The sequence below is a fragment of the Cellulosimicrobium cellulans genome, assembly GCF_016921195.1.
Lineage (GTDB): Bacteria > Actinomycetota > Actinomycetes > Actinomycetales > Cellulomonadaceae > Cellulosimicrobium > Cellulosimicrobium cellulans_F.
In genome coordinates this window covers 90053-111415 of sequence record NZ_JAFGYF010000012.1, presented here as the reverse complement: position 1 = coordinate 111415, position 21363 = coordinate 90053, and the positions used below count along the sequence as shown (strand labels likewise).

At 72.8% G+C, this 21363-nt stretch carries 15 protein-coding genes and 1 pseudogene; 11 read left to right on the top strand and 5 right to left on the bottom strand.

The genetic code is table 11. The features are described from left to right. Nucleotides 1-788: 788 nt before the first annotated feature. Entirely contained in the window at nucleotides 789-4178 is a 3390-nt protein-coding gene (locus JN535_RS18500; protein WP_240201427.1) for a family 16 glycoside hydrolase, read from the bottom strand. Between the two features lie 151 nt (nucleotides 4179-4329). Next, nucleotides 4330-5334 carry a LacI family DNA-binding transcriptional regulator gene (locus JN535_RS18495; protein ID WP_205207271.1) on the bottom strand — a complete coding sequence of 335 codons (1005 nt, stop codon included), beginning with the start codon at nucleotides 5332-5334 and terminating at the stop codon, nucleotides 4330-4332. A 305-nt stretch (nucleotides 5335-5639) separates the two neighbouring features. Here JN535_RS18495 and JN535_RS18490 point away from each other — a divergent pair, with 305 nt between their 5' ends. From JN535_RS18490 to JN535_RS18455, 8 genes and pseudogenes are all read left to right on the top strand, one after another. Further along, a complete protein-coding gene (locus JN535_RS18490) occupies nucleotides 5640-5927 on the top strand; it encodes a hypothetical protein (RefSeq protein WP_205207270.1) in 288 nt (95 codons plus the stop codon). 431 nt (nucleotides 5928-6358) lie between these two features. Next, nucleotides 6359-7185: pseudogene (locus tag JN535_RS21725) on the top strand (sugar phosphate isomerase/epimerase family protein). Next, complete coding sequence (locus JN535_RS18480) at nucleotides 7182-8141, top strand: ABC transporter permease (protein ID WP_240201425.1); 960 nt, start codon at nucleotides 7182-7184, stop codon at nucleotides 8139-8141. Before JN535_RS21725 ends, JN535_RS18480 begins: the two are co-directional and overlap by 4 nt. Before the next feature lie 69 nt (nucleotides 8142-8210). Then, on the top strand, nucleotides 8211-9233 hold the full coding sequence (locus JN535_RS18475; RefSeq protein WP_205207269.1) for an ABC transporter substrate-binding protein: 1023 nt from the start codon (nucleotides 8211-8213) through the stop codon (nucleotides 9231-9233). Then, nucleotides 9230-10048, top strand: a complete 819-nt coding sequence (locus JN535_RS18470; RefSeq protein ID WP_205207268.1) for an ABC transporter ATP-binding protein — start codon at nucleotides 9230-9232, stop codon at nucleotides 10046-10048. Before JN535_RS18475 ends, JN535_RS18470 begins: the two co-directional genes overlap by 4 nt. Further along, nucleotides 10045-11133, top strand: a complete 1089-nt coding sequence (locus tag JN535_RS18465) for a Gfo/Idh/MocA family protein (protein ID WP_307868961.1) — start codon at nucleotides 10045-10047, stop codon at nucleotides 11131-11133. Before JN535_RS18470 ends, JN535_RS18465 begins: the two co-directional genes overlap by 4 nt. A 184-nt stretch (nucleotides 11134-11317) precedes the next feature. Beyond that, entirely contained in the window at nucleotides 11318-12934 is a 1617-nt protein-coding gene (locus JN535_RS18460) for a mannitol dehydrogenase family protein (protein ID WP_307868959.1), read from the top strand. Between the two features lie 2 nt (nucleotides 12935-12936). Continuing rightward, complete coding sequence (locus JN535_RS18455) at nucleotides 12937-14052, top strand: mannonate dehydratase (protein WP_240201439.1); 1116 nt, start codon at nucleotides 12937-12939, stop codon at nucleotides 14050-14052. Between the two features lie 24 nt (nucleotides 14053-14076). Here the strand turns inward: JN535_RS18455 and JN535_RS18450 are convergent, their stop codons facing one another. Genes JN535_RS18450 through JN535_RS18440 form a run of 3 tightly spaced genes read right to left on the bottom strand, consistent with a single transcriptional unit; the run spans nucleotide 14077 to nucleotide 17710 of the window. Next, nucleotides 14077-14496, bottom strand: coding sequence for a PPOX class F420-dependent oxidoreductase (locus JN535_RS18450; RefSeq protein ID WP_205207265.1), 420 nt, complete (start codon nucleotides 14494-14496; stop codon nucleotides 14077-14079). A 59-nt stretch (nucleotides 14497-14555) separates the two neighbouring features. Further along, nucleotides 14556-15734: a Gfo/Idh/MocA family protein gene (locus JN535_RS18445; protein ID WP_205207264.1), complete on the bottom strand. Its 1179-nt coding sequence runs from the start codon at nucleotides 15732-15734 to the stop codon at nucleotides 14556-14558. Next, nucleotides 15731-17710, bottom strand: a complete 1980-nt coding sequence (locus JN535_RS18440; protein WP_205207263.1) for a DUF6807 family protein — start codon at nucleotides 17708-17710, stop codon at nucleotides 15731-15733. The genes JN535_RS18445 and JN535_RS18440 overlap by 4 nt, the downstream gene beginning before the upstream one ends. A 241-nt stretch (nucleotides 17711-17951) precedes the next feature. On the opposite strand from JN535_RS18440, the gene JN535_RS18435 reads away from it, so the two are divergent. The 3 genes from JN535_RS18435 to JN535_RS18425 all read left to right on the top strand — a co-directional run bounded on the left by JN535_RS18435 (nucleotide 17952) and on the right by JN535_RS18425 (nucleotide 21295). Further along, a complete protein-coding gene (locus tag JN535_RS18435; RefSeq protein ID WP_205207262.1) occupies nucleotides 17952-18875 on the top strand; it encodes a carbohydrate ABC transporter permease in 924 nt (307 codons plus the stop codon). Further along, entirely contained in the window at nucleotides 18868-19845 is a 978-nt protein-coding gene (locus tag JN535_RS18430) for a carbohydrate ABC transporter permease (RefSeq protein ID WP_205207261.1), read from the top strand. Before JN535_RS18435 ends, JN535_RS18430 begins: the two co-directional genes overlap by 8 nt. Before the next feature lie 100 nt (nucleotides 19846-19945). Further along, complete coding sequence (locus JN535_RS18425; protein ID WP_205207260.1) at nucleotides 19946-21295, top strand: ABC transporter substrate-binding protein; 1350 nt, start codon at nucleotides 19946-19948, stop codon at nucleotides 21293-21295. Nucleotides 21296-21363 lie beyond the last annotated feature (68 nt).

Genomic DNA, 21363 nt, shown 5'->3' with positions numbered 1-21363 from the left:
TCCACGAGTACAACCACCACCGTCCCCACACCGCCTGCGGGAACAAGCCACCCATCACACGCTTGACCAACCTGTCCGGTCAGTACAGCTAGCGCTCGGTCCCGCCGAGATAGAACCCCGGTGTGCCGAGATAGAACCGTGGTTGCGCGAGGTAGAACCGTGGTTGCGCGACGTAGAACCGTGGTCGGGTCTCGGGCCCGTGTGGTCGGGTCCGCGGCGCGGGTGGTCTCGATGCTCGGGCTGCCGCGCCGTCACCGTGGTCTTTCGGCCGTGGGTTCTTGGAGCGCGGCTCTGACGCCCGTTCGCGTTCGAGCCCACCCCACCGCTCAGCCGTCGGCGACCCTGGTAGTGCCGCGACCTGCCCCCCGGTTCTGCCGAGTCGACCCGGGCCCGCGAGATGCAACCGTGGTCGCGCCAGGTACGACCCTGGTCTGCCAAGGGAGAGCCCTGGTCATGCGAGGAGGGCTGCGGTCGCCCGGGTGAGGACCGACCAGGGCGAGACGACGCCGGTCGGGGTGGGTGGTGGTGCCGCGTCGTGGTCGGGCCTGGCGGGAGCCGCGAGGAACGAGCGGCGGATGGTAGACGCGGCACCACCACCCAGCCCGACCACCCAACCACACGCCGTCGCACCCAAGAACCACGGCTCTACCTCGCGCAACCACGGCTCTACCTCGGCCGACCACGGTTCTACCTCGCGGGATGGCGACCCTGCGTCGGCGGACGACGGACCCGGGGCCGCCTCGCGTGCCGGGTGGCGCGCGGGACGGCCCCGGGTCCGGACCGGAGGGTCAGCCGCAGGACGGCTGGCCGTGCCCCGGGGTCGCGACGGTCTCCCGCTCGTCGGAGGTGTCGGACGGACGGGCGGTGACGGTCACGGATCCGGCCGTCGGGTCCTCGACCCCCCGGACGGCGAACGACTGGTACGCGTTCTTGCCGGGGGCGACGTCGGTGAACGTCCTGGACCCGAACGGCGTGTCGAGGACGACGTCCAGCGGCACGGTGTCGTCGTTGAGCGCGCGCACCGCGACGTACGGCGTCCCCGCGAGGCACCGGACCTCGGCGGTCGCGGTGATCGCGACCTCCTCCTGGCCGGGCCCATCGACGCTCGGGAGTCGCTCGATCCAGATGTTGCGGAACCGCGGGTTGAGGCCGGGGTCGCCGTGGTCCTGGAGCTTGATGTACCCCGACGTCGGTCCCTCCGCCCGGCCGTTGCCGGTCTTGCCGGTGACGGCGACGTCGTCGTGCACGACCTGCCCGTTCCACACGAGCGTGAGGCGGGCGTCCTCGGTCTTCTTGCCGTCGGGGCCGAAGCGGGCTCCACGGAACGTGATGTCGTACGTCTGCCACGTGCCCATCGGCGTCGCCGCGTTCACATCGGGAGCCCTCTGGAGGTAGATCGCCCCGGCGTGGTCGTTCCGCGGCGGGTCGATGCCGAAGGACTCGAGCACCTGCACCTCGTAGCGCTCCTGGATGTAGACGCCGCTGTTGCCGCGCGCCTGGCCGGTGACCTCGGGCGCGTGCTCCGGCTGGTACCACTCGACGTGCATCCGGAAGTCGTCGAACTTCTCCTTGGTGCGGATGTCGCCGCCGAGCGACTCGACGGACCCGTCGGCGATCGGCCACGTCGCGGGACCCCCGCCGTTGACGGCGGCCCACCGGTCGAGGTCGTCGCCGTCGAACAGCGTGATGCGCTCGGTGGGCGTGACGGTGAGGCTGTCGAGGTTGACGTGACCGATGTCGTCGTCGTCGTGCCGGATCGTGATGGTGTTGGCGCCCTCGCGCAGGGGCACGGTCTCGACCTGGGTGGCCCACGTGGACCAGCTCACCGTGCTGTCGAACCAGACCTGCTTGAGCTTCTCACCGTTCACGTAGAGGCTCAGGTTCCGCGGCAGCGGCGAGGGGTCGCTGTTCTGGCCGTTGGCGTAGCGGATCGCGAGATCGTGCGGACCGGCTTCCTCGGTACGGACGGCGAAGGTCGTCTGGGCGCCCGGCTCCCAGTTGCGGTCGACGAACCCGGAGCCCGAGTAGCCGGCGTGGTTGCTGTTCCAGCCGGCCCCGCCGCTGATGTCGGCGCCCTCGGCCTCGTAGACCGGGGGTGCGACGGATCCGTCGGGCAGGCGCGTGAGGGTGTACCAGGCCTCGGTGCTCCACAGCTCCTGGCCGCTCTCGGACGCGAACGGGCGCGGGGAGTGGACGTTCACGACGCGGCCGGGCTTGAGGCCGTCGATCTCGAGCGTGACGGTCTTGCGGTCCTCGGACACGGTCGCTGCCGTGACGTCGAGGTCCTCCTCGTCGACCTTCGGACCGCCGTACTGCGGGGTCGCGACGTAGCGCCACTGCGCGGCGGTGTACTTCGACGTGAGGTCCTGCGCCGTCTCCTCGGAGAGCGGCTGCGTGTACTCGATCTCGAAGCCGCCCTCGACGGCACGCATCGCGAGCATGTCGAACGCGTGGTTGCCGTCGTACGTGAGCTTCTGGAGCCCGTAGGAGAGCTTGCCCGCCTGGCCCCAGTTGCCGGACCAGCCGATGCCACCGACGTAGATCGCGCCGTCCGGCCCGACGCTCGTGCGGCTGACGCCGGACTCCAGGCCCTGCGTCATGCGGAAGACCGCACCCTGCTCCTGGCCCGCGACGTCCTCGAGGTAGGCGCGCTGGAGACCGCCGTACGTCACGTCGCCGATCGCGAGCTGACCGGCGAACACGCCCTCGGTGAGCACGACCGGGTTGCTCGGCGAGTTCGAGATCTCACTGTGCGGCATCCACAGGACGGGCTCGGTGACGGGCTGGTCGTCGTAGGGGCCGTCGGGGTTGGTGAAGTGGTTGTAGAACGCGCCCTCCTCGACGCGCACCAGCTTCGACGTCGGGATGCGGACGCCCTGGTTGTCCGTGACGTACATCCCGCCGTCGGCGCCCCAGCCGAGCCCGTTCGGCGTGCGTAGACCGCCCGCGACGTACTCGACCTCGCCGGTGTCCTTGCTGATCTTCATGACCGAGCCGCGGTTCTCCGCGAGCTGCGGGTCGAGCGAGTTGCCGCCCGGCACCATGGCGATACCCGTGGTGACGTAGAAGAACCCCTCCTCGTAGAGCAGGCCGAACGCGAACTCGTGGTAGTTGCCGCCGAACGGCCAGGTCGCGATCGTGTCGTACTCGTCGGCGACCTCGTCGCCGTCGGTGTCGACGAGCGCGGTGAGGCCGTCCTTCTCGGACACGTAGATCGTGCCGTCGACGTACTTGAGGCCCATCGGCTCCGTGAGGCCCTCCGCGACCTTCGTGTAGGTCACGTCGTCCGCGCCGGTGTCTCCCTGGACGTGGTCGATCAGGTAGACCTCGCCGCGCTGCGTGAGCCGGTCGCCGCCCCACGTGGAGATCGCCAGACGGCCGTCGGGCAGCCAGTCCATGCCCGTCACCTGGGGCTGGAAGCCCTCGGGACGCAGGTCGGTGAGCGTGTAGTCGGGGTGCACCTCGGTGAGCGGGAGCCCGTCGCCCGGGGCCTCGGTGACGCCCTCGCACTCCTTGCGGCCGGGCGAGGTGACACGCGTGACGTCGGCGTCGGTGCTCAGCACGGAGTTCGGGACGACGACGTAGCCCGACGCGCCCGGCGGGCGCCACTCGAGCTTGAGCCGCTGGTCGAACTCGCCGTCGAAGTGGTCGATGCGCAGCGCGCGGTAGCCCGCGTCGAGCTCGATCGACCCCTCCTTCGACGTCGCGCCGTGGCGTCCCGGGTGGTCGACCACGAGCTCGTCGTCGAGCAGCAGGCGCGCGCCGTCGTCGTTCGTGATCCGGAAGTCGTACGTGCCGGCCTCGGGGACGTTCAGGTACCCCGTCACCTCGGTGACGAACTTGTCCGTGAGGCCGAAGTCGGCCGCCGTGGTCCAGTCGATGGTCGGCATGATCTTGTCGACGTTGGGCGTCTGCCCGGGCTTGAGCGTGCAGTAGTCGTCGAGGATGACCTGGACGTCGAAGACGCGCAGGGTCACGCCGGGCTCCTGCGGGCGGATGTCCGCCTGCGTCGCGGCGGGTGCGACGGCCGGTGCCGCGGTCGGGACGGCGGCCTGGGCCGTGAGGACTCCTGACGGCACGGCCAGGGCGGCGAGCGCGGCGACGACGGCACGCCGTCTTCTGCGTCGGTGCCGCGGCGTGACGTGCGCGGGTGGTGCGTCGGTCGAGGGGTGTTCCATCAGCCTGCCTCTCCGTCGAGGACCGTGCGTCGGACTGCGCACAGGGCGCGCATCGGTGCGCTGTGCCGTCACTATCCGGGGGCGCGCGCGGTCCGGGCAACGAGTTGCCACTTGTTGCCCCTGGCCCGACGGCGGCCGCCCGGGGGTGCGGTCAGGCCGGGCGGCCGGTCGAGCCGCGCTCGACGAGCTTCGCCGGGAGCAGCGTCGGACCGGCGGCCGGCGCGGGCGACGTGCGGAGCTGGGCCAGGAGCCGCTGGACCGCGAACGACCCGAAGTGGCGCAGCGGCGCCGCGACGGTCGTGAGGGGCGGGGTGCAGAAGTCCGAGCCGAAGATGTTGTCGAACCCGACGATGCTCAGGTCGCGCGGCACCTCGACGCCGAGCCGCCGCAGGCCGCGCATCGCGCCGATCGCGATGAGGTCGTTGTACGCGACGGCCGCCGTGGCGGGGTGCTTGACGAGGGACTTGGCCGCGGAGAGCCCGCCGGCGAGCGTCGGCGCGAACGGTCCGATCCGCCGCGCCTGGACGTCGGTCTCGCGTGTGGCCTCGCGAAACGCGCGCCAGCGCATCCCGTCGGCCCACGACGCCTCGGGCCCTGCGACGTAGGCGAGGCTCGTGTGCCCGAGCCCGGCCAGGTGCTCGACCGCGCTGCGCATGCCCTGGGCGTTGTCCGTCAGGACGCTCGGCACGTCGGTCATGTGCCGGTTCATGACGACCGTGGGCCGCTGCTTGGCGGCGACCCTGATCGAGGAGTCAGAGAGCCGGGACGTCGCGAGGATCAGTCCTTCGACGAGGGGCAGCGTCCGGTCGAGCGCGCGGCGTTCCGCCTCGTCGGACTCGTGGGCGTCGACCATGAGCAGCGTGTACCCGGCGTCACGGGCCGTCTTCTCCGCACCGCGGATGATCTCGAAGAAGAACGGGTTGGTCACGTCGGCCACGACGATCGCGAGCAGCGAGGTCCGGCCCGTCGGCAGGCCGCGCGCCAGCGGGTTCGTGCGGTAGCCGAGCTCGTTGGCGACCTGGCGGATGCGCTCCGCGGTCTGCGCGTTCACGCGGCCGGGCCGCGAGAACGTCCGTGACACGGTCGAGGGGGCGACGCCGGCCGCCTGGGCGACGTCGTAGATCGTCGGGCTGGCACCATTGCCGGCTGAGGTCATGCGGTCGGACTGTAACGGCCCTGACAGCGGCGGACAACAACCGGTTGTCGCCCTCGTGTCGCGGTCGTGCCGCGTGACCAGCCGGTACGCGCGCTGGGCCCGCCTCGTGCCCGACCCGCCCCGCGGTGCGTCCCGTGACAACCCCACGGCAACCGACGGCAACTCCTTGACGGGCCCCGACAGGCATCCTCCAATGGCTCCGTGATCTCGCGTGCGAACGCGTCCCGGCGCCCGACGGCGGCACGTCGGCGGCCTGGACCCCGACCCTCCGGCGCCGTCGCGGTCGTGCCCGGCGGACAGCGTCGATGAGCCGCACCGACCAGGCGCCGCCGGTCGACCTCGCCGTCGACCGGGCCCGCGACGGCGAGGCCGCCGTCCAGGTCGAGGCGGCCGAGAGCGAGCTGCGCCGACTCGGCCTGGAGGACCTGCGGGTCCACCACCACGGCGACCTCGCCCGGGTCGAGGCCCCCCAGGCCGAGCTGCCCGTCGTGGCGAGCGAGCCGCTGCGCGGCGAGGTCCTGCGGGCCGTCCGGTCGGCGGGCTTCCGGCTCGTCGCGCTCGACCTCGGCACCGCGCCCGACCCGGTCGTCTGACGCACGGGCGACCCCAGGGCGCGTCCACCGTGCGGGAGCCGTCGGCCGGCGGTCGCCCCGTCGGTGTCGACCGGTGGCAACCGACGGCAACCACTCCTTCCTGCGTGCGTCGCGACCACGTCGAGGACGGGCGCCCGCAGATCCGTGCGGGCCCCATCCGGCGGTATCGTCCTGCGCTGTCAGGTGCAACAAACGGCAACTCGTTGTCCACGCCTTGGCCCGCACCTACTGTCCATGCCAGGCGCACGGAGAACGAGCTCCGTGCGCAGGACCTCGACCACCGTCCCGTACGACCCCGCGTCCTCGCCTCACCGGCCCCGTGCCGGCCCCCTCCGCACTCGCCCCTCCCCGGGCCGGAGGCTGCGGTCGGCGGGCTCACGGTGCCGGCCGCGTCGTCGACCGGGAGCGATCAGCAGAAGGGAGGGCGCACGATGTGGACGCTCTCGGGCTTTGCGGACGAGATCTCGCCCGACGTCGAGACGCAGTGCGTCGTCGCCTCCGAGCTCGGGCTGGGGTTCGTCGAGCTCCGCAGCGCGTGGGGCACCAACGTGCTGGACCTCGACGACGACCAGCTGGAGCGGGTCGCGAGCCTGCTGCGCAAGCACGACCTCCGCGTCTCCAGCATCGGGTCTCCCGTCGGCAAGATCTCCGTCGACGACGACTTCGAGTCTCACCTCGACCGGATGCGGCACGCCGCGCGCGTCGCACGGCAGCTCGAGGCCCGTACGTCCGCGTCTTCTCGTTCTTCGTGCGCCCGGGGACCGACCCGGCGTCGTGGCGCGACGTCGTCCTGCGCCGGATGGCGGCGCTCGCCGAGGTGGCGCGCGCGGCCGGTGTCGTGCTGGTCCACGAGAACGAGAAGGACATCTACGGCGACGTCCCGGAAAGGTGCCTGGACGTGGTCGAGTCCGTCGGGTCGCCGCACCTGGCGCTCGCGTGGGACTCGGCGAACTTCGTCCAGGTGGGCGTACGCCCCTACACCGACGGCTACGCCCTGCTGCGCCCGTACCTGGAGTACGTCCAGGTGAAGGACGCACTTGCGGCGACGGGCGCCGTCGTGCCCGCGGGACGCGGCGACGGCGAGGTGCCCGAGACCGTGCGTGCGCTGCGCGACGACGGCTTCGACGGGTTCTTCTCGCTCGAGCCCCACCTGAGCGAGGCCCACAGCCTCGGCGGGTTCTCCGGGCCGGAGCTGTTCACGGAGGCCTGGGAGGCCTTCACCACGATCCTCGACGCCGAGGCGGTGCCGTTCCGATGACCGACGCGCCCGGCCCGGACGCCCCGCCGACCACCAGGACCACGACCATGGAGGACCGCACGATGACGACAGCCCAAAAAGCGCGGCCCGCCCCTCCGGCGGCCCGGCCGCCCGCCGAGGCGGCCCGGCGCTCCGGTCCGCGGAGCCGCGGCACGACGTCGTTCGACAGCCGGGTCCTCGCGGTCGCGTCGGCCGCCTGGCGGCCCGCCCTCGTGCTCGTCGCGCTCTTCGCCGTGTGGTGGTTCGTGGCGTGGCGCGAGCTCGTGCCGGCGTACCTGGTCCCGTCGCCGGGGGCCGTGTGGGACACGATGGTCGAGGACTGGGCCATGCTCGCCGAGCACACCTGGGTGACCACGATGGAGACGGTCGTCGGGTTCGTGCTCGCGTCAGTGATCGGCGTCGCGACGGCCGTCCTCCTCGTCTACTCGCCGACGGCCGAGAAGTCGCTCTACCCGCTGATCCTCTTCGCCCAGGTCATCCCCAAGATCGCGATCGCCCCGATCCTCGTGGTCTGGTTCGGGTTCGGCGCGACGCCCAAGATCGTCCTGGCGGTGCTCATCGCGTTCTTCCCGGTCGTCGTCTCGGCCGTCGCGGGGCTGCGGTCGATCGACCCCGAGCTGCTGGAGATGTCGGCGACCATGGGCGCGTCGCGCTGGAAGACGTTCCGCAAGATCCGCTTCCCCGGGTCGCTGCCGCAGCTCATGTCCGGGCTCAAGGTCGCGGTCACGCTCGCGGTGGTGGGCGCCGTCGTCGGCGAGTTCGTCGGCGCCGACCGCGGTCTCGGGTACGTCCTGCTCCTCGCGAGCGGCAACCTCGACGCGCCGCTCCTGTTCGCGGACCTGATCCTCATGTCGCTCATCGGCGTCGTGCTGTTCCTCGTCGTCGAGCTGCTCGAGCGGCTCCTCATCCCGTGGCACGCGTCGCGGCGGGGAAACCTCGTCCTCGCGTCCTCCTGACACGCCCTCGACCCACCCCAGATTTCACCGCCTCGACGACGAGGCGGCACGAGCAGAAGGAGTTTTCCCATGCGTGGTGCACGTCTGACAGTCTCGCTGGCGGTGGCCGGCGTCGTGGTCGCGGGGACGGCGGCCTGCGGGCAGTCGGCCGACCCGTCGGGACCCGCGGAGGGCGAGGGCGGCCTGACCGAGGTCACCGTCACGCTCAACTGGGTCCCCTACGGCGAGCACGCGCCGTTCTACTACGGCGTCGAGCAGGGGATCTTCGAGGAGGAGGGCATCGACCTCACGATCCAGCCGGGCAACGGCTCGGGGAACACCGTCCAGCAGGTCGCGCAGCGCAACACCGACTTCGGATGGGCCGACACGCCGCCGCTCGCCAACGCGATCAGCTCGGGCATGCCGGTGCGCAGCGTGGGCGTGTTCCTCCAGACCGGGCCCAGCTCGGTGGAGTTCTTCGCCGAGCAGGGCATCACCGAGCCCGCCGACCTCGTGGGCAAGACGGTCGGGGGCACGCCGGGCGACGCGATGTACGGGACGTTCCCGGCGTGGCTGGAGCTCAACGGCGTCGACCCGGCGGACGTGACGGTGGTCAACGTCGACGCGGCGGGAAAGATCGCCGCGCTCATCGAGGGCAAGGTCGACGCGATCCAGGGTTTCCACCACGACCAGGCGCCGACGATCGAGAACCAGACCGGCGAGGAGGTCGACGCGCTGCCCTTCGCGGACTTCGGGATGAACCTGCTCGGCACCGGCCTCGTGGCGAACGAGGCGCTCATCGCGGACGACCCGGAGCTCGTCGAGGCGATGGTGCGTGCGACGTCGCGCGCGTTCCTCGCAGCGTCGGAGGACCCGGACGCGGCGGTCGCGGCGATGGCCGCAGGCGCCGAGCAGGCGCCCGACGAGGCCGTGCTGGGGGCGCAGCTCGCCGCGACGATCGAGCTGCTGAACCTCGAGGACGCCCCTGCCCCCGGCGTGAACACCGAGGAGCAGTGGACGGACACCCTGACCTTCCTGTCCGAGAACACGGAGTTCGACGGCGGTACGACCCCGGCCGACTTCTGGGACGGCGCGTTCGGGGCGGACCTGTGACGGCGCCGACGGCGCTCGCGGCACCCGCCGACGCGCTCGGCACCGACCCCATCATCGAGGTCCGGGACCTCACGATGCGCTTCACGTCGAAGCGGTCGGAGACCGTGGCGCTCGACCAGGTGTCGTTGAGCGTCCAGCCGGGCGAGTTCGTCACGATCGTCGGGCCGTCCGGCTGCGGCAAGTCGACGCTGCTGAAGATCGTCGCGGGCCTCACCGCCTACGGCGAGGGCGACGTGCGCCTGTACGGGCAGCCCGTCACGCGCCCGCAACGCGAGATCGGCTTTGCGTTCCAGCGGTCGGCGCTGCTCGAGTGGCGCGGGGTGCGCAAGAACATCCTGCTCCAGGCGGAGATGCGGGGGATGGACCGGCGCCGGGCGCACGAGCGCGCGGACGCGCTCATCGCGCTGACCGGGCTCACGGGCTTCGAGAAGGCCCTGCCGCACGAGCTGTCCGGCGGCATGCAGCAGCGCGTCGCGCTGTGCCGGGCCTTGCTGCACGAGCCGCGCGTCCTGCTCATGGACGAGCCGTTCGGCGCCCTCGACGCCCTCACGCGCGAGCAGATGAACATCGAGATGAATCGCATCTGGCGTGAGACCGGCACGACGATCGTGCTCGTCACGCACTCGGTGCCCGAGGCGGTGTTCCTGGGGAGCCGGATCGTCGTCATGAGCCCGCGTCCGGGACGGATCGTCGAGATCCTCGAGCCGGGCCTGCCCGACGAGCGCGACTACGGCACGACGCTCGTCGACCCCCGGTTCACGAGTGCCGCCGAGCGGCTGCGCGACCTGCTCGGCGCCAGCCACGTCGCCGAGTGAGCGGGCCCGTGCGGGGGGCTGGTGTCGGCGTCGGGATCGTCGGCATGGGCAGCATCGGCATGCTGCACGCGCGGGCGCTGCGCGACCTGGCTCCGCGGGCGCGGCTCGTCGCGTACAGCGGGAGGACGGCCCTCGACGACGGCCTGACCCCGGGGGGACGCGCCGCACACGTGGCGCCGGGCGACGTGCTCCGCCACGAGGGCGTCGACGTCGTGGCGGTCTGCACGCCGAGCGGGAGCCACGCGCGGCTCGCCCTCGCGGCGCTCGAGGCGGGCAGGCACGTCGTCGTCGAGAAGCCGCTCGCGGTGACCGTCGAGGACGCGCTCCTCGTCGAGCGCACGGCGCGCGACCGCGGGCTGGTGGTCTCGATGGTCTCCCAGCGCCGCTTCGAGCCGCAGCACCAGGCGCTCCGGCGTGCTCTCGACGACGGCGCGCTCGGCGAGCTGCGCCTCGTCGCCACGCACGTGCCCTGGTACAGGGACGACGACTACTACGCCGCAGCACCCTGGCGGTCGTCGACCGCGGAGGGCGGCGGGTCGCTCATGAACCAGGGCGTCCACAACGTCGACCTCCTGCGCTGGCTGTGCGGGCCGGTCGAGTCGGTCACGGCGCAGTCCGGGACGCTCGCGCGCACGAGAAGCCTCGCAGAGACCCCGGGGGACCTCGCCGAGGACACGACCGTCGCGACGCTGCGCCTCGCGTCGGGAGCGCTCGGCGTCGTCACGACGACGACGGCCACGCCCCCGGGGTTCCCCGCGACCCTCGCTCTCCACGGGTCGCGCGGGTCGGTGGAGCTCGCGCAGGACGAGGTCGTCCGCTGGGACGTGCCGGGCGTCACGCCGCCGACGTCGGGGATCTCGGCGGGCGGCGCGGCCGACCCGCTCGCGATCGGTCACGCCGGTCACCGTGTGCAGTGGGAACGGGTGCTCGCGGCCCTGGACGGCGCGGCGCCGCCCCCGGTCGACGTCGTCGACGCCGTGTCGACCGTCCGGCTCCTGTGCGCGATCCGTGAGGCTGCCGCGACCGGGCGGGTCGTTCGCCCGGCCGACTTCACGGGGCGCAGAACGACGACGCCGGTGCGGTGACGCCCGTCGGCCCGAGTGCCCGTCACGCTGGTGCCTGCGAACGTTTTCATCCATCCGTAGCGTGACGCACAGCGCCTGTGTGCGCTAATGACTACAATCGTTCGCACTGCATTGTCCCGGGGCGTCGCCCCGGCCCGACGACCCGGGCGACACCGTCGCCCACCCGAGACCCGCTGGAGGCCGCGTGACCGCCCCGACCGACGTCCCGAGCCGGCCCGGCCCGACGTCATCCACTGCGACGCAGGCCGACACAGGACGGTCGGCACGACCGCGCCTGCACCGCGAGGCACACCCCGCGTTCCCGCCGGCTCCCGTCCGTCCGACGCAGGTGGGGATCGTCCACCTCGGCGTCGGTGCGTTCCATCGCGCGCACCAGGCGGTCGTCACCGAGGACGCCGCGCGGGCGACGGGGGAGACGCGCTGGGGGATCCTCGGCGTGACGCAGCGCTCCGCGTCGGTGCGCGACCAGCTGCGGCCGCAGGGCGGGGTGTACACCGTCCTGACGGTCGGGCCCGACGGCGCGTCCCCGCGCGTCGTGGGGTCGGTCACCGACGTCGCGTGGCCCGCCGAGGAGACGCCGCGGGTGCTCGCGGCGCTCGCCGCGGCGACGACGCACGTGGTGACGCTGACCGTCACCGAGAAGGGGTACGCGCGCCGCGCCGACGGGCGCCTCGACGTCGACGCCGTCGCGACCGACCTCGACGTGCTGCGCCGCGAGGAGGCGTCCGCCGGCCCTCCGGGCGCGGGCTCGGACGTGGCGAGCGGCGAGGCGGCCGGTGTCGCCCCGGCGACGAGCGCCGTCGGGCTCCTCGTGCGCGGGCTCGCCGCGCGTCGTCGGGCAGGTGGTGCGCCCCTGACCGTGCTGAGCTGCGACAACCTCGCCGACAACGGGCACGTGCTCGCGCGGCTCGTGGGGGAGGCGGTCGACGCCGCGCTCCCGGGCGCCGACGGCGACGCGCTGCGTGCCTGGCTCGCGGCGTCGGTGACGTTCCCGTGCAGCATGGTCGACCGCATCGTGCCCGCGACGACGCCCGCGCAGCGCGACGAGGTCGAGACCCTGCTGGGCGCGCGTGACGAGGGTCTGGTCGTCGCCGAGCCGTTCCTCCAGTGGGTGATCGAGGACCGCTTCGCCGGGCCGCGCCCCGCGTGGGAGCGGGGCGGGGCGACCCTCACGAGCGACGTCGCGCCCTACGAGCGCGCGAAGCTGCGCCTGCTCAACGGGGCGCACTCCTACCTCGCGTACGCGGGCTCGCTCGCGGGGCACGCGACGATCGCCGAGGCCGTCGCCGACCCGGCGCTCGCCGCGGGCGCCCGGGCGCTCCAGGCCGACGCGCTCGCGACGCTCGAGGCACCCGACGGCGTCGACCTCGCCGCGTACGCGCAGACGCTGCTCGACCGGTTCGCCAACCCCGCGACGGGGCACACGACGCGGCAGGTCGCGATGGACGGGACGCAGAAGATCCCGTTCCGCTGGGGTGCGACGCTCGCGGACCTCCTCGTCGCCCGCCCGGACGGCCCGGCGCCGCAGGGCGTCGTCGCGGCGCTCGCCGCGTGGGCCGGCTACGTCGTCGCGGAGTCGCGGGCTGGGCGCACGGTGGACGACCCGCGCGGCGACGAGCTGCGCGCGGTGGTCGAGGGCGCGGCGGACGACGCCGCGGCGGTCCGCGCGCTCGTCCTGCTCCCCGGCCTGCTGCCGGGCGTCCCGGAAGAGCGCCTGCCCGACGTCGCCGACGCGGTCGTCGGCGCGAGCACGACCACCACCAGCACGACGAGCACGAGGAACGAGGAGACCGCGCCGTGAAGATGGGGTTCCGCTGGTATGGCGAGGGGAACGACACGGTCACGCTCGACCACGTGCGCCAGGTCCCCGGTGTCGAGACGATCGTGTGGAGCCTGCACGGCAAGCAGGCCGGCGAGGTGTGGGAGCAGGCGGAGATCGACGCCGAGGTCGCGAGGATCACCGGCCTGAGCGACGAGGCCCGCGCACGCGGGATCACCCGGACCTTCGACGCCGAGGTGGTCGAGTCCGTCAACGTGCACGAGTCGATCAAGCTCGGCAGGACCGTCCTCGGGCGCAGCCGCGACGAGGCGATCGAGAACTACGTGACGACGATCCGCCGGCTGGGCCGGGCCGGGGTGAAGGTCGTCTGCTACAACTTCATGCCCGTCTTCGACTGGCTGCGCACCGACCTGTGGCACCCGCTGCCGGACGGCTCGACCGCGCTGTTCTTCGAGCGCGCCGTCGTGGACGCGATGTCGCCGCAGAGCCTCATCGCGGACATGGAGGCGAACACGCACGGCCTCACGCTGCCGGGCTGGGAGCCCGAGCGGCTCGCGAGCTTCACCGAGCTCGACGCCGCCTACGAGGGCGTGACGCGCGAGGACATGTACGCCCACTACCGCTACTTCCTCGACGCGGTGATCCCCGCGTGCGAGGAGGCCGACGTCAAGCTGGGCGTGCACCCCGACGACCCGCCCTACGACGTCTTCGGCTGGCCCCGCGTCGTGTCGACCAAGGACGACCTCGCGCGCGTGCTGTCCCTGCACGACAGCCCGTACCACGGCCTGACGCTGTGCCTGGGCAGCTTCTCCGCGAACCCCGACCAGGACCCGGTCGACGCCGTGCGCACGTTCATGGACCGCATCCACTTCACGCACGTGCGCAACATCAAGCACCTCGGGAACGGCGACTTCACCGAGGTCGCGCACCGCGCGTGCGAGGGCAGCGTCGACACGACCGGCATCATGCGCGCGTACGCCGAGGCGGGCTACCAGGGCTACGTGCGCCCCGACCACGGCCGGCACCTGTGGGACGAGAACACGACCAACAAACCCCGGCCGGGCTACGGCCTGTACGACCGCGCGCTCGGCGTCCAGTACCTGCTCGGCGCCTGGGACGCGTTCCGGTACGACGCCTGACGGCGACCGCCGTCGGGGAACGGGCTACGCGTCCCCGGCGGCGGTCTTCGCCTCGCCCCAGCCGTACCAGCGCTCGACCTCGAACCACGCGCTGACGCGCGGGCTGTGCCGGTTCGCGTACTCGTGCCCCGTGTAGTGGCGCGAGATCCGGTCGATGTCGGCCAGACCCTCGTCGGCGCGCAGCTCCGTGACGCGGCCGATGAGCGTCACGTGCGTGTACCAGTTCTCGTCGAGGACGGTGAGCGAGACGCGCGGGTCGTTCCGCAGGTGCTTGAGGCGTACGCGCGACTCGTCGAGGTTGACGAGGACGCGGCCGTCGTCCTCCCAGAGGTACCAGGTCGCCGCGGTGACGGGCGCGCCGTCGGAGCGCACGGTCGCCATGACGGCGGGGTTCGGGCGGCGTAGCAGCTCGACGAGCGGGGCGGGCAGCGGGGGACGGGACACGACGGTTCCTCCAGCGTCGGGACGGCGGGACGTCCCGACGCTACGTCACGCGGGGACCGTCAGCGCGTCCAGGGCACGCCGAGCTCGGAGAACGTCCGGGCCGTGCGGGCGGCCTCCTCGCACCACCGCGCGACGTCGGCGACGACGGGGCGGCGGTCGTCTCCTTCGCCCGTCCAGGTCACGGCCGCCGGGTCGAGGGGCCGCGGGTCCGCGGCCGTCCGCACGGCCTCCATGACGCGCATGAACGCGCCGGTGTCGCGCACGTCGCACGCGAGCCGGTGCTCCGGGTCGCGACGCGCGGCGAGGAGGTCCTCCAGGAGCCCCGTGCGGCCGTACGTCTTCTCCACGTGGGCCCGGGGCGTGCGGACGAGCACGCGGTCGTGCTCGTACTCGAGCGTGACCTCGCCGTCCGTCCCGAGCACGAGCACGCGGGCCGGGGTGCGCTCGGGCGCGCAGAGCGTGAGCCCGAACCCGTAGGGCAGGCCGTCGCGCCCGACGACGCGCAGCGAGGACGTGTCGTCGGACTCGATCGGGTTGGCGCGCCAGAGGTCGGTCACGACGTGCGCGACGTCCTCGGCCGTGCGGGCGCCGCCGATGCGCAGCGCGGTCGCGACCGCGTGGGCGAGGGGGTTGGTGACGACGCCGTCCACGACGTCGCGCCCGTCGAGCCGGCGTCGGCCCGCCCACGGGGCGCGGCGCCAGTAGCCTGCGGTCCGCACCCACGTGCCCACGGCACCGATACCCACGAGGTCACCGATCTCGCCGTCCGCGACGAGCTCGGCGACCGCGTCCACCGCGTGCGAGCCGAAGGTCTGGAAGCCCACCTGGCACCGGCGGCCCGTGCGCTCCGTCACCTCGACGAGCGCGAGGTGCTCCGCGAGGGACGCGGCGGTCGGCTTCTCGAGCAGGACGTCGACGCCCGCCTCCATCGCGGCGCGCGCGAGCGGGAGGTGGGTCGGGATCGGGGTCGAGATCACGACGACCTCGGGGCGGACGGCCGCGTCGGACGACGAGAGCAGGTCGCCCAGCGTCGGGAACCAGGGCGCGGAGGCGTCGTCGGGGCGGCGCGGGTCGACGACCGCGCTCAGCCGGACGCGGCCCTGCTCCGCGAGCGCGGCGACCGTGCGCAGGTGGGACCCGCCGTGGCCGTGGACCCCGACGACGGCGACCGGGACGGCCGCCTGCGCCCGGTCGAGCACGTGGTTCGTCCCGGAGTCGGCCCGGGGCGAACCGCTCATCGGACGCGCTCCGCGAGCGCCGCGGCCTCGTCGAGGTCGAGCCCGCGGTCGACGAGCACGGCGCGCGCGCCCGTCTCGAGCGTGCCGCCCGCCGGGACGGTGCGGGGCGAGTCCCAGGCCAGGGCCGGGCCGGCCCCGGGGTACTCGGAGGCGCGCAGGAACCACGGCACCGCCTCACCCTGCTGGACCAGGACCAGCGTCGTGGTGTGGGAGGGGTGCTCCTGCACGAACGCGACCCACGGGGACGTGCTGCCGTGAGCGCTCTCCTCGCCACGCCCGTGCGCGCTGAGCACGCTCGTCGACGCGGCCGCGCGCAGGCGCCAGAAGAAGCCGCCGTACCCGGCGCCGGGGCGGCCGTTGGTCGCGGGCGAGCCGATGACGAGCGCGCCGCGCTCGGCGCGCAGGGTCGAGCGCCAGTCGAGGACCCACGACTCGTCGTCGAGGATCCACGCGTCGAGACGGCGGTCCTCCTCGAGCTGGGGGACGCCCTGCTCGTCGTGCCAGCGGACGCCGTCGTGCAGCAGGTGCTGCTCCACGGGGTCGACGGCGAGCGCGTGGCTCACCTGACGGCCGTGGTTGGGCAGGAGCGTCGGGCCGACGTCGGTGACGAACGTGCGTCCGCCCCAGTACGACGTCCCGTTGACGTCGGCGACGGCCATCGAGGCGCCGTAGTGGTGGCGGTGGTCGACGGGTCCTGCGTCGGTGAGCGGGACGCCGGCGAGGGTGTGGACCGGGTGCAGGTAGGAGCGCGGGGCGTGCACGGCGGGGATGCGGTCGCCCTGCTGGTAGCGGGCCAGGCGGAGGTCGCCGGCACGCAGGACGACGGCCTCCCCGTCGGGAGCCCAGCGGACCTCCCGAGGCACGGGCTGGTCGGCCGGCCCGGCCCCGGCGCTCTCGACGACGACCGTGCCGGAGGGCTCGGCGGACGGAGCCACGCGGGCCCGGGCCACCTGGCGCGGGACGGGGCCCGTCGTGGCGCGGACCTCGAGCCGCGGCTCGAATCGGGTCGTGCGCGACGCGGGCGTGGAGTCGTCGATCAGGGCCGAGAGCTCCTTCCAGGCGTGCCGGCCGAGCTCGGCCTGCGGCACGGCAACGGTCGTGAGCGACGGCGTGGCGAAGCGGGCGAGCTCGATGTCGTCGAAGCCGACGACGGACATGTCCTTGGGCACGGCGACGCCGGCCTCGTTGAGCCCGGCGAGCAGGCCGAACGCGACGAGGTCGTTGAACGCGACGACGGCGGTCGGCCGGGCGGTGAGGACCTCGTCGACGGCGGCGTGGCCGGCGGCGATGTCGGGCCCGGCGGGGAGCTCGACCAGCTCGAGGTCGGGCGTGCGGTCGAGCACGCGGCGCAGCCCCGTGCGCCGGAGCGCGTCCGAGGCGCTGCCGGGCGGGCCGGCGAGGTAGGCGACCCGGCGGTGGCCGAGGGACAGCAGGTGCTCGAGCACCTGGGCCGCGGCCTCGGCGTAGTCGACCACGAGCGACGGCACGGCCGGCTCGCCCGGGTGGGCGAGCTCGCGGTTGACGAGCACGACGGGGGTGACGTCGGGGACGAGCAGCGCGAGCTCGGCCGCGGGCATGCGCGGGGAGACGAGCACGAGGGCGTCGCAGCGCAGCCGTGCCTCGAGCGCGATCGCGGCCTCCTCCGTGGGGTCCTCCGCCGTGTCCGCGACGAGGACGCGGTACCCGGCCGGGGCGGCCGCGGAGGTGACGCCGCGCAGGATCTGCTGGAAGACCGGGTTGCCCAGGTCCGGGACGACGAGCGCGACGGTGTTCGTCCGCCCGAGCGACAGGCTCCGCGCGACGTTGCTGGGCCGGTAGCTCAGGTCGGCGGCCGCCTGGCGGACGCGCGCGCTGATCTCCGGGTCGACCGTCGCGCGGCCGTTCATGACGCGCGACACCGTCGCCCGGGAGACGCCCGCGGCGGTCGCCACGTCGGCGATCGTCACCCCGCCTCGCCGTGTGCTCACGCTTGCCATCGTTCTCCCTCGAGTCGTGGTTCGCGCGCCGCGGGCACGCACGACTGCATGGTGCCCGCGCTCGCCGGGGTCGGCCGGTGCCGCGCGATGACCTGACCGTACACCATGGGAAACCGGTTCCACATGTGCTACGGTCCTCAGCCAGCAACCGGTTTCCCCTCGATGGGGGAACGCAGGACTACCGATCGACGACGACCGGAGGGTGACGGATGACCGGCACGAGGTGCGAGGAGGGTCTCGCATGGCGGTGACCGAGCTCGCGCGAGGGACCGCGACGCGGCGGCCCGCACGCAGGAAGGGGGACGGGAAGGCAGCGGCGCTCTTCCTCGCCCCCTGGTTCGTGGGCCTCGCGCTCATCACGGCGGGCCCGATGGTCGCGTCGCTCTACCTGTCCTTCACGGACTACAACCTGCTCCAGGCGCCGAGCTGGATCGGGTGGGACAACTACGAGCGGATGTTCGCGGACCCGCGGCTGCTCAACTCGCTGCAGGTGACGTTCACGTACGTGTTCGTCTCCGTGCCGCTCCAGCTCGCGGCCGCGCTCGGCCTCGCGCTCCTGCTCGACAAGGGGCTGCGCGGGCTCGCCGTCTACCGCTCGATCTACTACCTGCCCTCCCTGCTCGGCGGGAGCGTGGCGATCGCGATCCTGTGGCGACAGGTCTTCGGCGCCGACGGCCTCATCAACCAGGTCCTCGCGCTCGTCGGGATCGAGGGGCAGGGCTGGGTCTCGCACCCCGACTACGCGCTGGGCACGCTCGTCGCCCTCAACGTGTGGACCTTCGGGGCGCCGATGATCATCTTCCTCGCCGGGCTGCGCCAGATCCCGCGCATGTACTACGAGGCGGCCTCGATCGACGGCGCCGGCCGGTGGCGCCAGTTCCGCTCGATCACGGTGCCGATGCTCACGCCGATCATCTTCTTCAACCTCGTGCTCCAGCTCATCAACGCGTTCCAGTCCTTCACGCAGGCGTTCGTCGTGAGCGGCGGGACCGGCGGGCCGGCGGACTCGACGATGTTCTACACGCTCTACCTCTACCTCAAGGGCTTCGGCTCGCTCGAGATGGGCTACGCGTCGGCGATGGCCTGGTTCCTGCTCCTGATCATCGGCGGGATGACGTTCGTCAACTTCCTCGCCTCGAAGTACTGGGTCTTCTACGATGACTGACACCGCGCACCCCGCCACGGGGACCCCCACCGACGCCGCCGTCCTCGAGGACGCGGCCCCCGGCTCCCGCTCCCGGTCGACGCTCTCGCAGCTCGCGGCCGACGCGCCGCCCACCGCCCCGCGCCCCCGGCGTCGTGCGCAGTCCGCGCGGGTCCGGTCCGTCCTCAAGCACGCGCTGCTCATCGCGTTCGGGCTCGTGATGCTCTACCCGCTGCTGTGGATGCTCGCGAGCTCGTTCAAGCCGTCGGCGCTGATCTTCCGTGAGCCGGGCCTCATCCCGTCCGCGGTCGACCTCGGCAACTACACCGACGGGTGGAACGCGCTCACGCACCCGTTCGGCCACTACCTGCTCAACTCCGCGGTCGTGGTGCTCGGGTCGGTGCTGGGCAACCTCGTCTCGTGCTCGCTCGCCGCCTACGCGTTCGCCCGGCTGCAGTTCCGGGGCCGGGGGGTCTGGTTCGCGATCATGCTCATGTCGATCATGCTGCCGATCCACGTGGTGATCGTGCCGCAGTACGTGCTGTTCTCCTCGCTCGAGTGGATCAACACGTTCCTGCCGCTCATCGTGCCGAAGCTGCTCGCGACCGACGCGTTCTTCATCTTCCTCATGGTCCAGTTCTTCCGCGGGATCCCCAAGGAGCTGGACGAGGCGGCGCGGCTCGACGGCTGCGGCCACGGGCGGATCTACCTGCGCATCATGATGCCGCTCGCGCTCCCGGCGCTCGCGACGACGGCGATCTTCACCTTCATCTGGACCTGGAACGACTTCTTCAGCCAGCTCATCTTCCTGACCAAGCCGGACATGTACACGGTCCCGATCGCGCTGCGCACCTTCGTCGACGCCACGGGCCAGAGCTCGTGGGGGCCGATGTTCGCCATGTCGATCGTCTCGCTGATCCCCGTGTTCCTCGTCTTCCTCTTCGGTCAGAAGTACCTCGTCAAGGGCATCGCCACGACGGGGATCAAGTAGCTCCTCCGGCCCGCGGGCACGCGCCCGTGGGCCACCCGGTGCCGTCCGGCACCGCTCCGCACGACAGAACGACGACGTCCCGTCACGCACAAGGAGAGTCATGAACACCTCGATCCACCGTTCGCGCCGGCCCGGCGCACGCCGGGCGGCGCTGGCCGCCGCACTGACCGTCGGGGCCCTCGCCCTGACCGCCTGCAGCGGCGACGGCGGCGTCGCGAACCCGGGCGGCGGCGACGAGTCGTCCTCGTCCGAGGAGTCCGGACCCGTCGAGATCCGCTTCTCGTGGTGGGGGTCGGACACCCGCCACCAGACGACGCAGCAGATCATCGACCTCTTCGAGGAGAAGAACCCCGACATCACGGTCGTCCCCGACTACACCGACTGGGGAGGGTACTGGGACAAGCTCGCGACCTCGGTCGCGGCCGGCGACGCGCCCGACGTCATCACGCAGGAGGAGCGCTACCTCGCCGACTATGCCTCGCGCGGCGTCCTCGCGGACCTCGGGTCGCTCGACATCGACACGGGCTCGATCGACGAGTCGGTGCTCGGTTCGGGCGAGACGGGCGGCGGGCTCTACGGCATCCCCACGGGTGTGAACGCCTATGCGGTGCTCGCCGACCCGCAGGTGTTCGCGGACGCGGGGGTCGAGGTCCCGGACGACACCACCTGGACGTGGGAGGACTACGTCGAGGTCGCGAACGCGGTGACCGCGGGGTCGGCCGACGGCATCTACGGCACGCAGGACTACGGCTTCAACGAGGCCGGTCTGTCGATCCTGGCGCGCCAGCGCGGCGAGGCGCTGTACACGCCGGAGGGCGAGCTCGGCGTCTCGGAGGAGACCGTCGCCGACTTCTTCCAGCTCTCCCTCGACCTCCAGGCGGGCGGCGGCCAGCCCGACGCCGCGCGGTCCGTCGAGCTCGAGGGTGCCGGTCCGGAGGGTTCGCTCCTCGGGACCAACCAGGGCGCGATGGGCATGTGGTGGACCAACCAGCTCGGCGCCATCAGCACCGCGTCGGGCCGGGAGCTGGAGCTCCTGCGCCTCCCGGGCGAGTCCGAGGGGGAGCGGGCCGGGATGTACTTCAAGCCCGCCATGTACTACTCGGTGTCGAAGACGTCCGAGCACCCCGAGGCGGCCGCGAAGTTCGTGGACTTCCTCCTCAACGACCCCGAGGCCGGCGCGCTCATGCTCTCCGACCGCGGCCTGCCCGCCAACACCGAGGTGCGCGCGGCGGTGAAGGAGAGCCTGCCCCCGGCCGACAAGCAGGCCGCCGACTTCCTCGAGGCGCTCGGCGCCGACATCGTCGACGGGCCGCCCGTCCCGCCGCAGGGCGCCGGCGACGTCGTCGAGATCCTCAAGCGCATCAACACCGAGGTGCTGTTCGAGCAGAAGTCGCCGCAGGACGCGGCGAAGCAGTTCCTCGACGAGGTGGGCGCCGCGATCGGGCAGTAGCCCCTGGGCGTCCCGCCCCCGCTGACCGGCCGGGCCGGTCCGTCGCCCCACGGACCGGCCCGGCCAGA

Coding starts and splice junctions, on each gene's coding strand:
- JN535_RS18435 (WP_205207262.1), top strand. CDS start 17,952: ATGGCGGTGACCGAGCTCGCGCGAGGGACCGCGACGCGGCGGCCCGCA.
- JN535_RS18490 (WP_205207270.1), top strand. CDS start 5,640: ATGAGCCGCACCGACCAGGCGCCGCCGGTCGACCTCGCCGTCGACCGG.
- JN535_RS18430 (WP_205207261.1), top strand. CDS start 18,868: ATGACTGACACCGCGCACCCCGCCACGGGGACCCCCACCGACGCCGCC.
- JN535_RS18455 (WP_240201439.1), top strand. CDS start 12,937: ATGGGGTTCCGCTGGTATGGCGAGGGGAACGACACGGTCACGCTCGAC.
- JN535_RS18440 (WP_205207263.1), bottom strand. CDS start 17,710: ATGGCAAGCGTGAGCACACGGCGAGGCGGGGTGACGATCGCCGACGTG.
- JN535_RS18495 (WP_205207271.1), bottom strand. CDS start 5,334: ATGACCTCAGCCGGCAATGGTGCCAGCCCGACGATCTACGACGTCGCC.
- JN535_RS18480 (WP_240201425.1), top strand. CDS start 7,182: ATGACCGACGCGCCCGGCCCGGACGCCCCGCCGACCACCAGGACCACG.
- JN535_RS18475 (WP_205207269.1), top strand. CDS start 8,211: ATGCGTGGTGCACGTCTGACAGTCTCGCTGGCGGTGGCCGGCGTCGTG.
- JN535_RS18500 (WP_240201427.1), bottom strand. CDS start 4,178: ATGGAACACCCCTCGACCGACGCACCACCCGCGCACGTCACGCCGCGG.
- JN535_RS18445 (WP_205207264.1), bottom strand. CDS start 15,734: ATGAGCGGTTCGCCCCGGGCCGACTCCGGGACGAACCACGTGCTCGAC.
- JN535_RS18425 (WP_205207260.1), top strand. CDS start 19,946: ATGAACACCTCGATCCACCGTTCGCGCCGGCCCGGCGCACGCCGGGCG.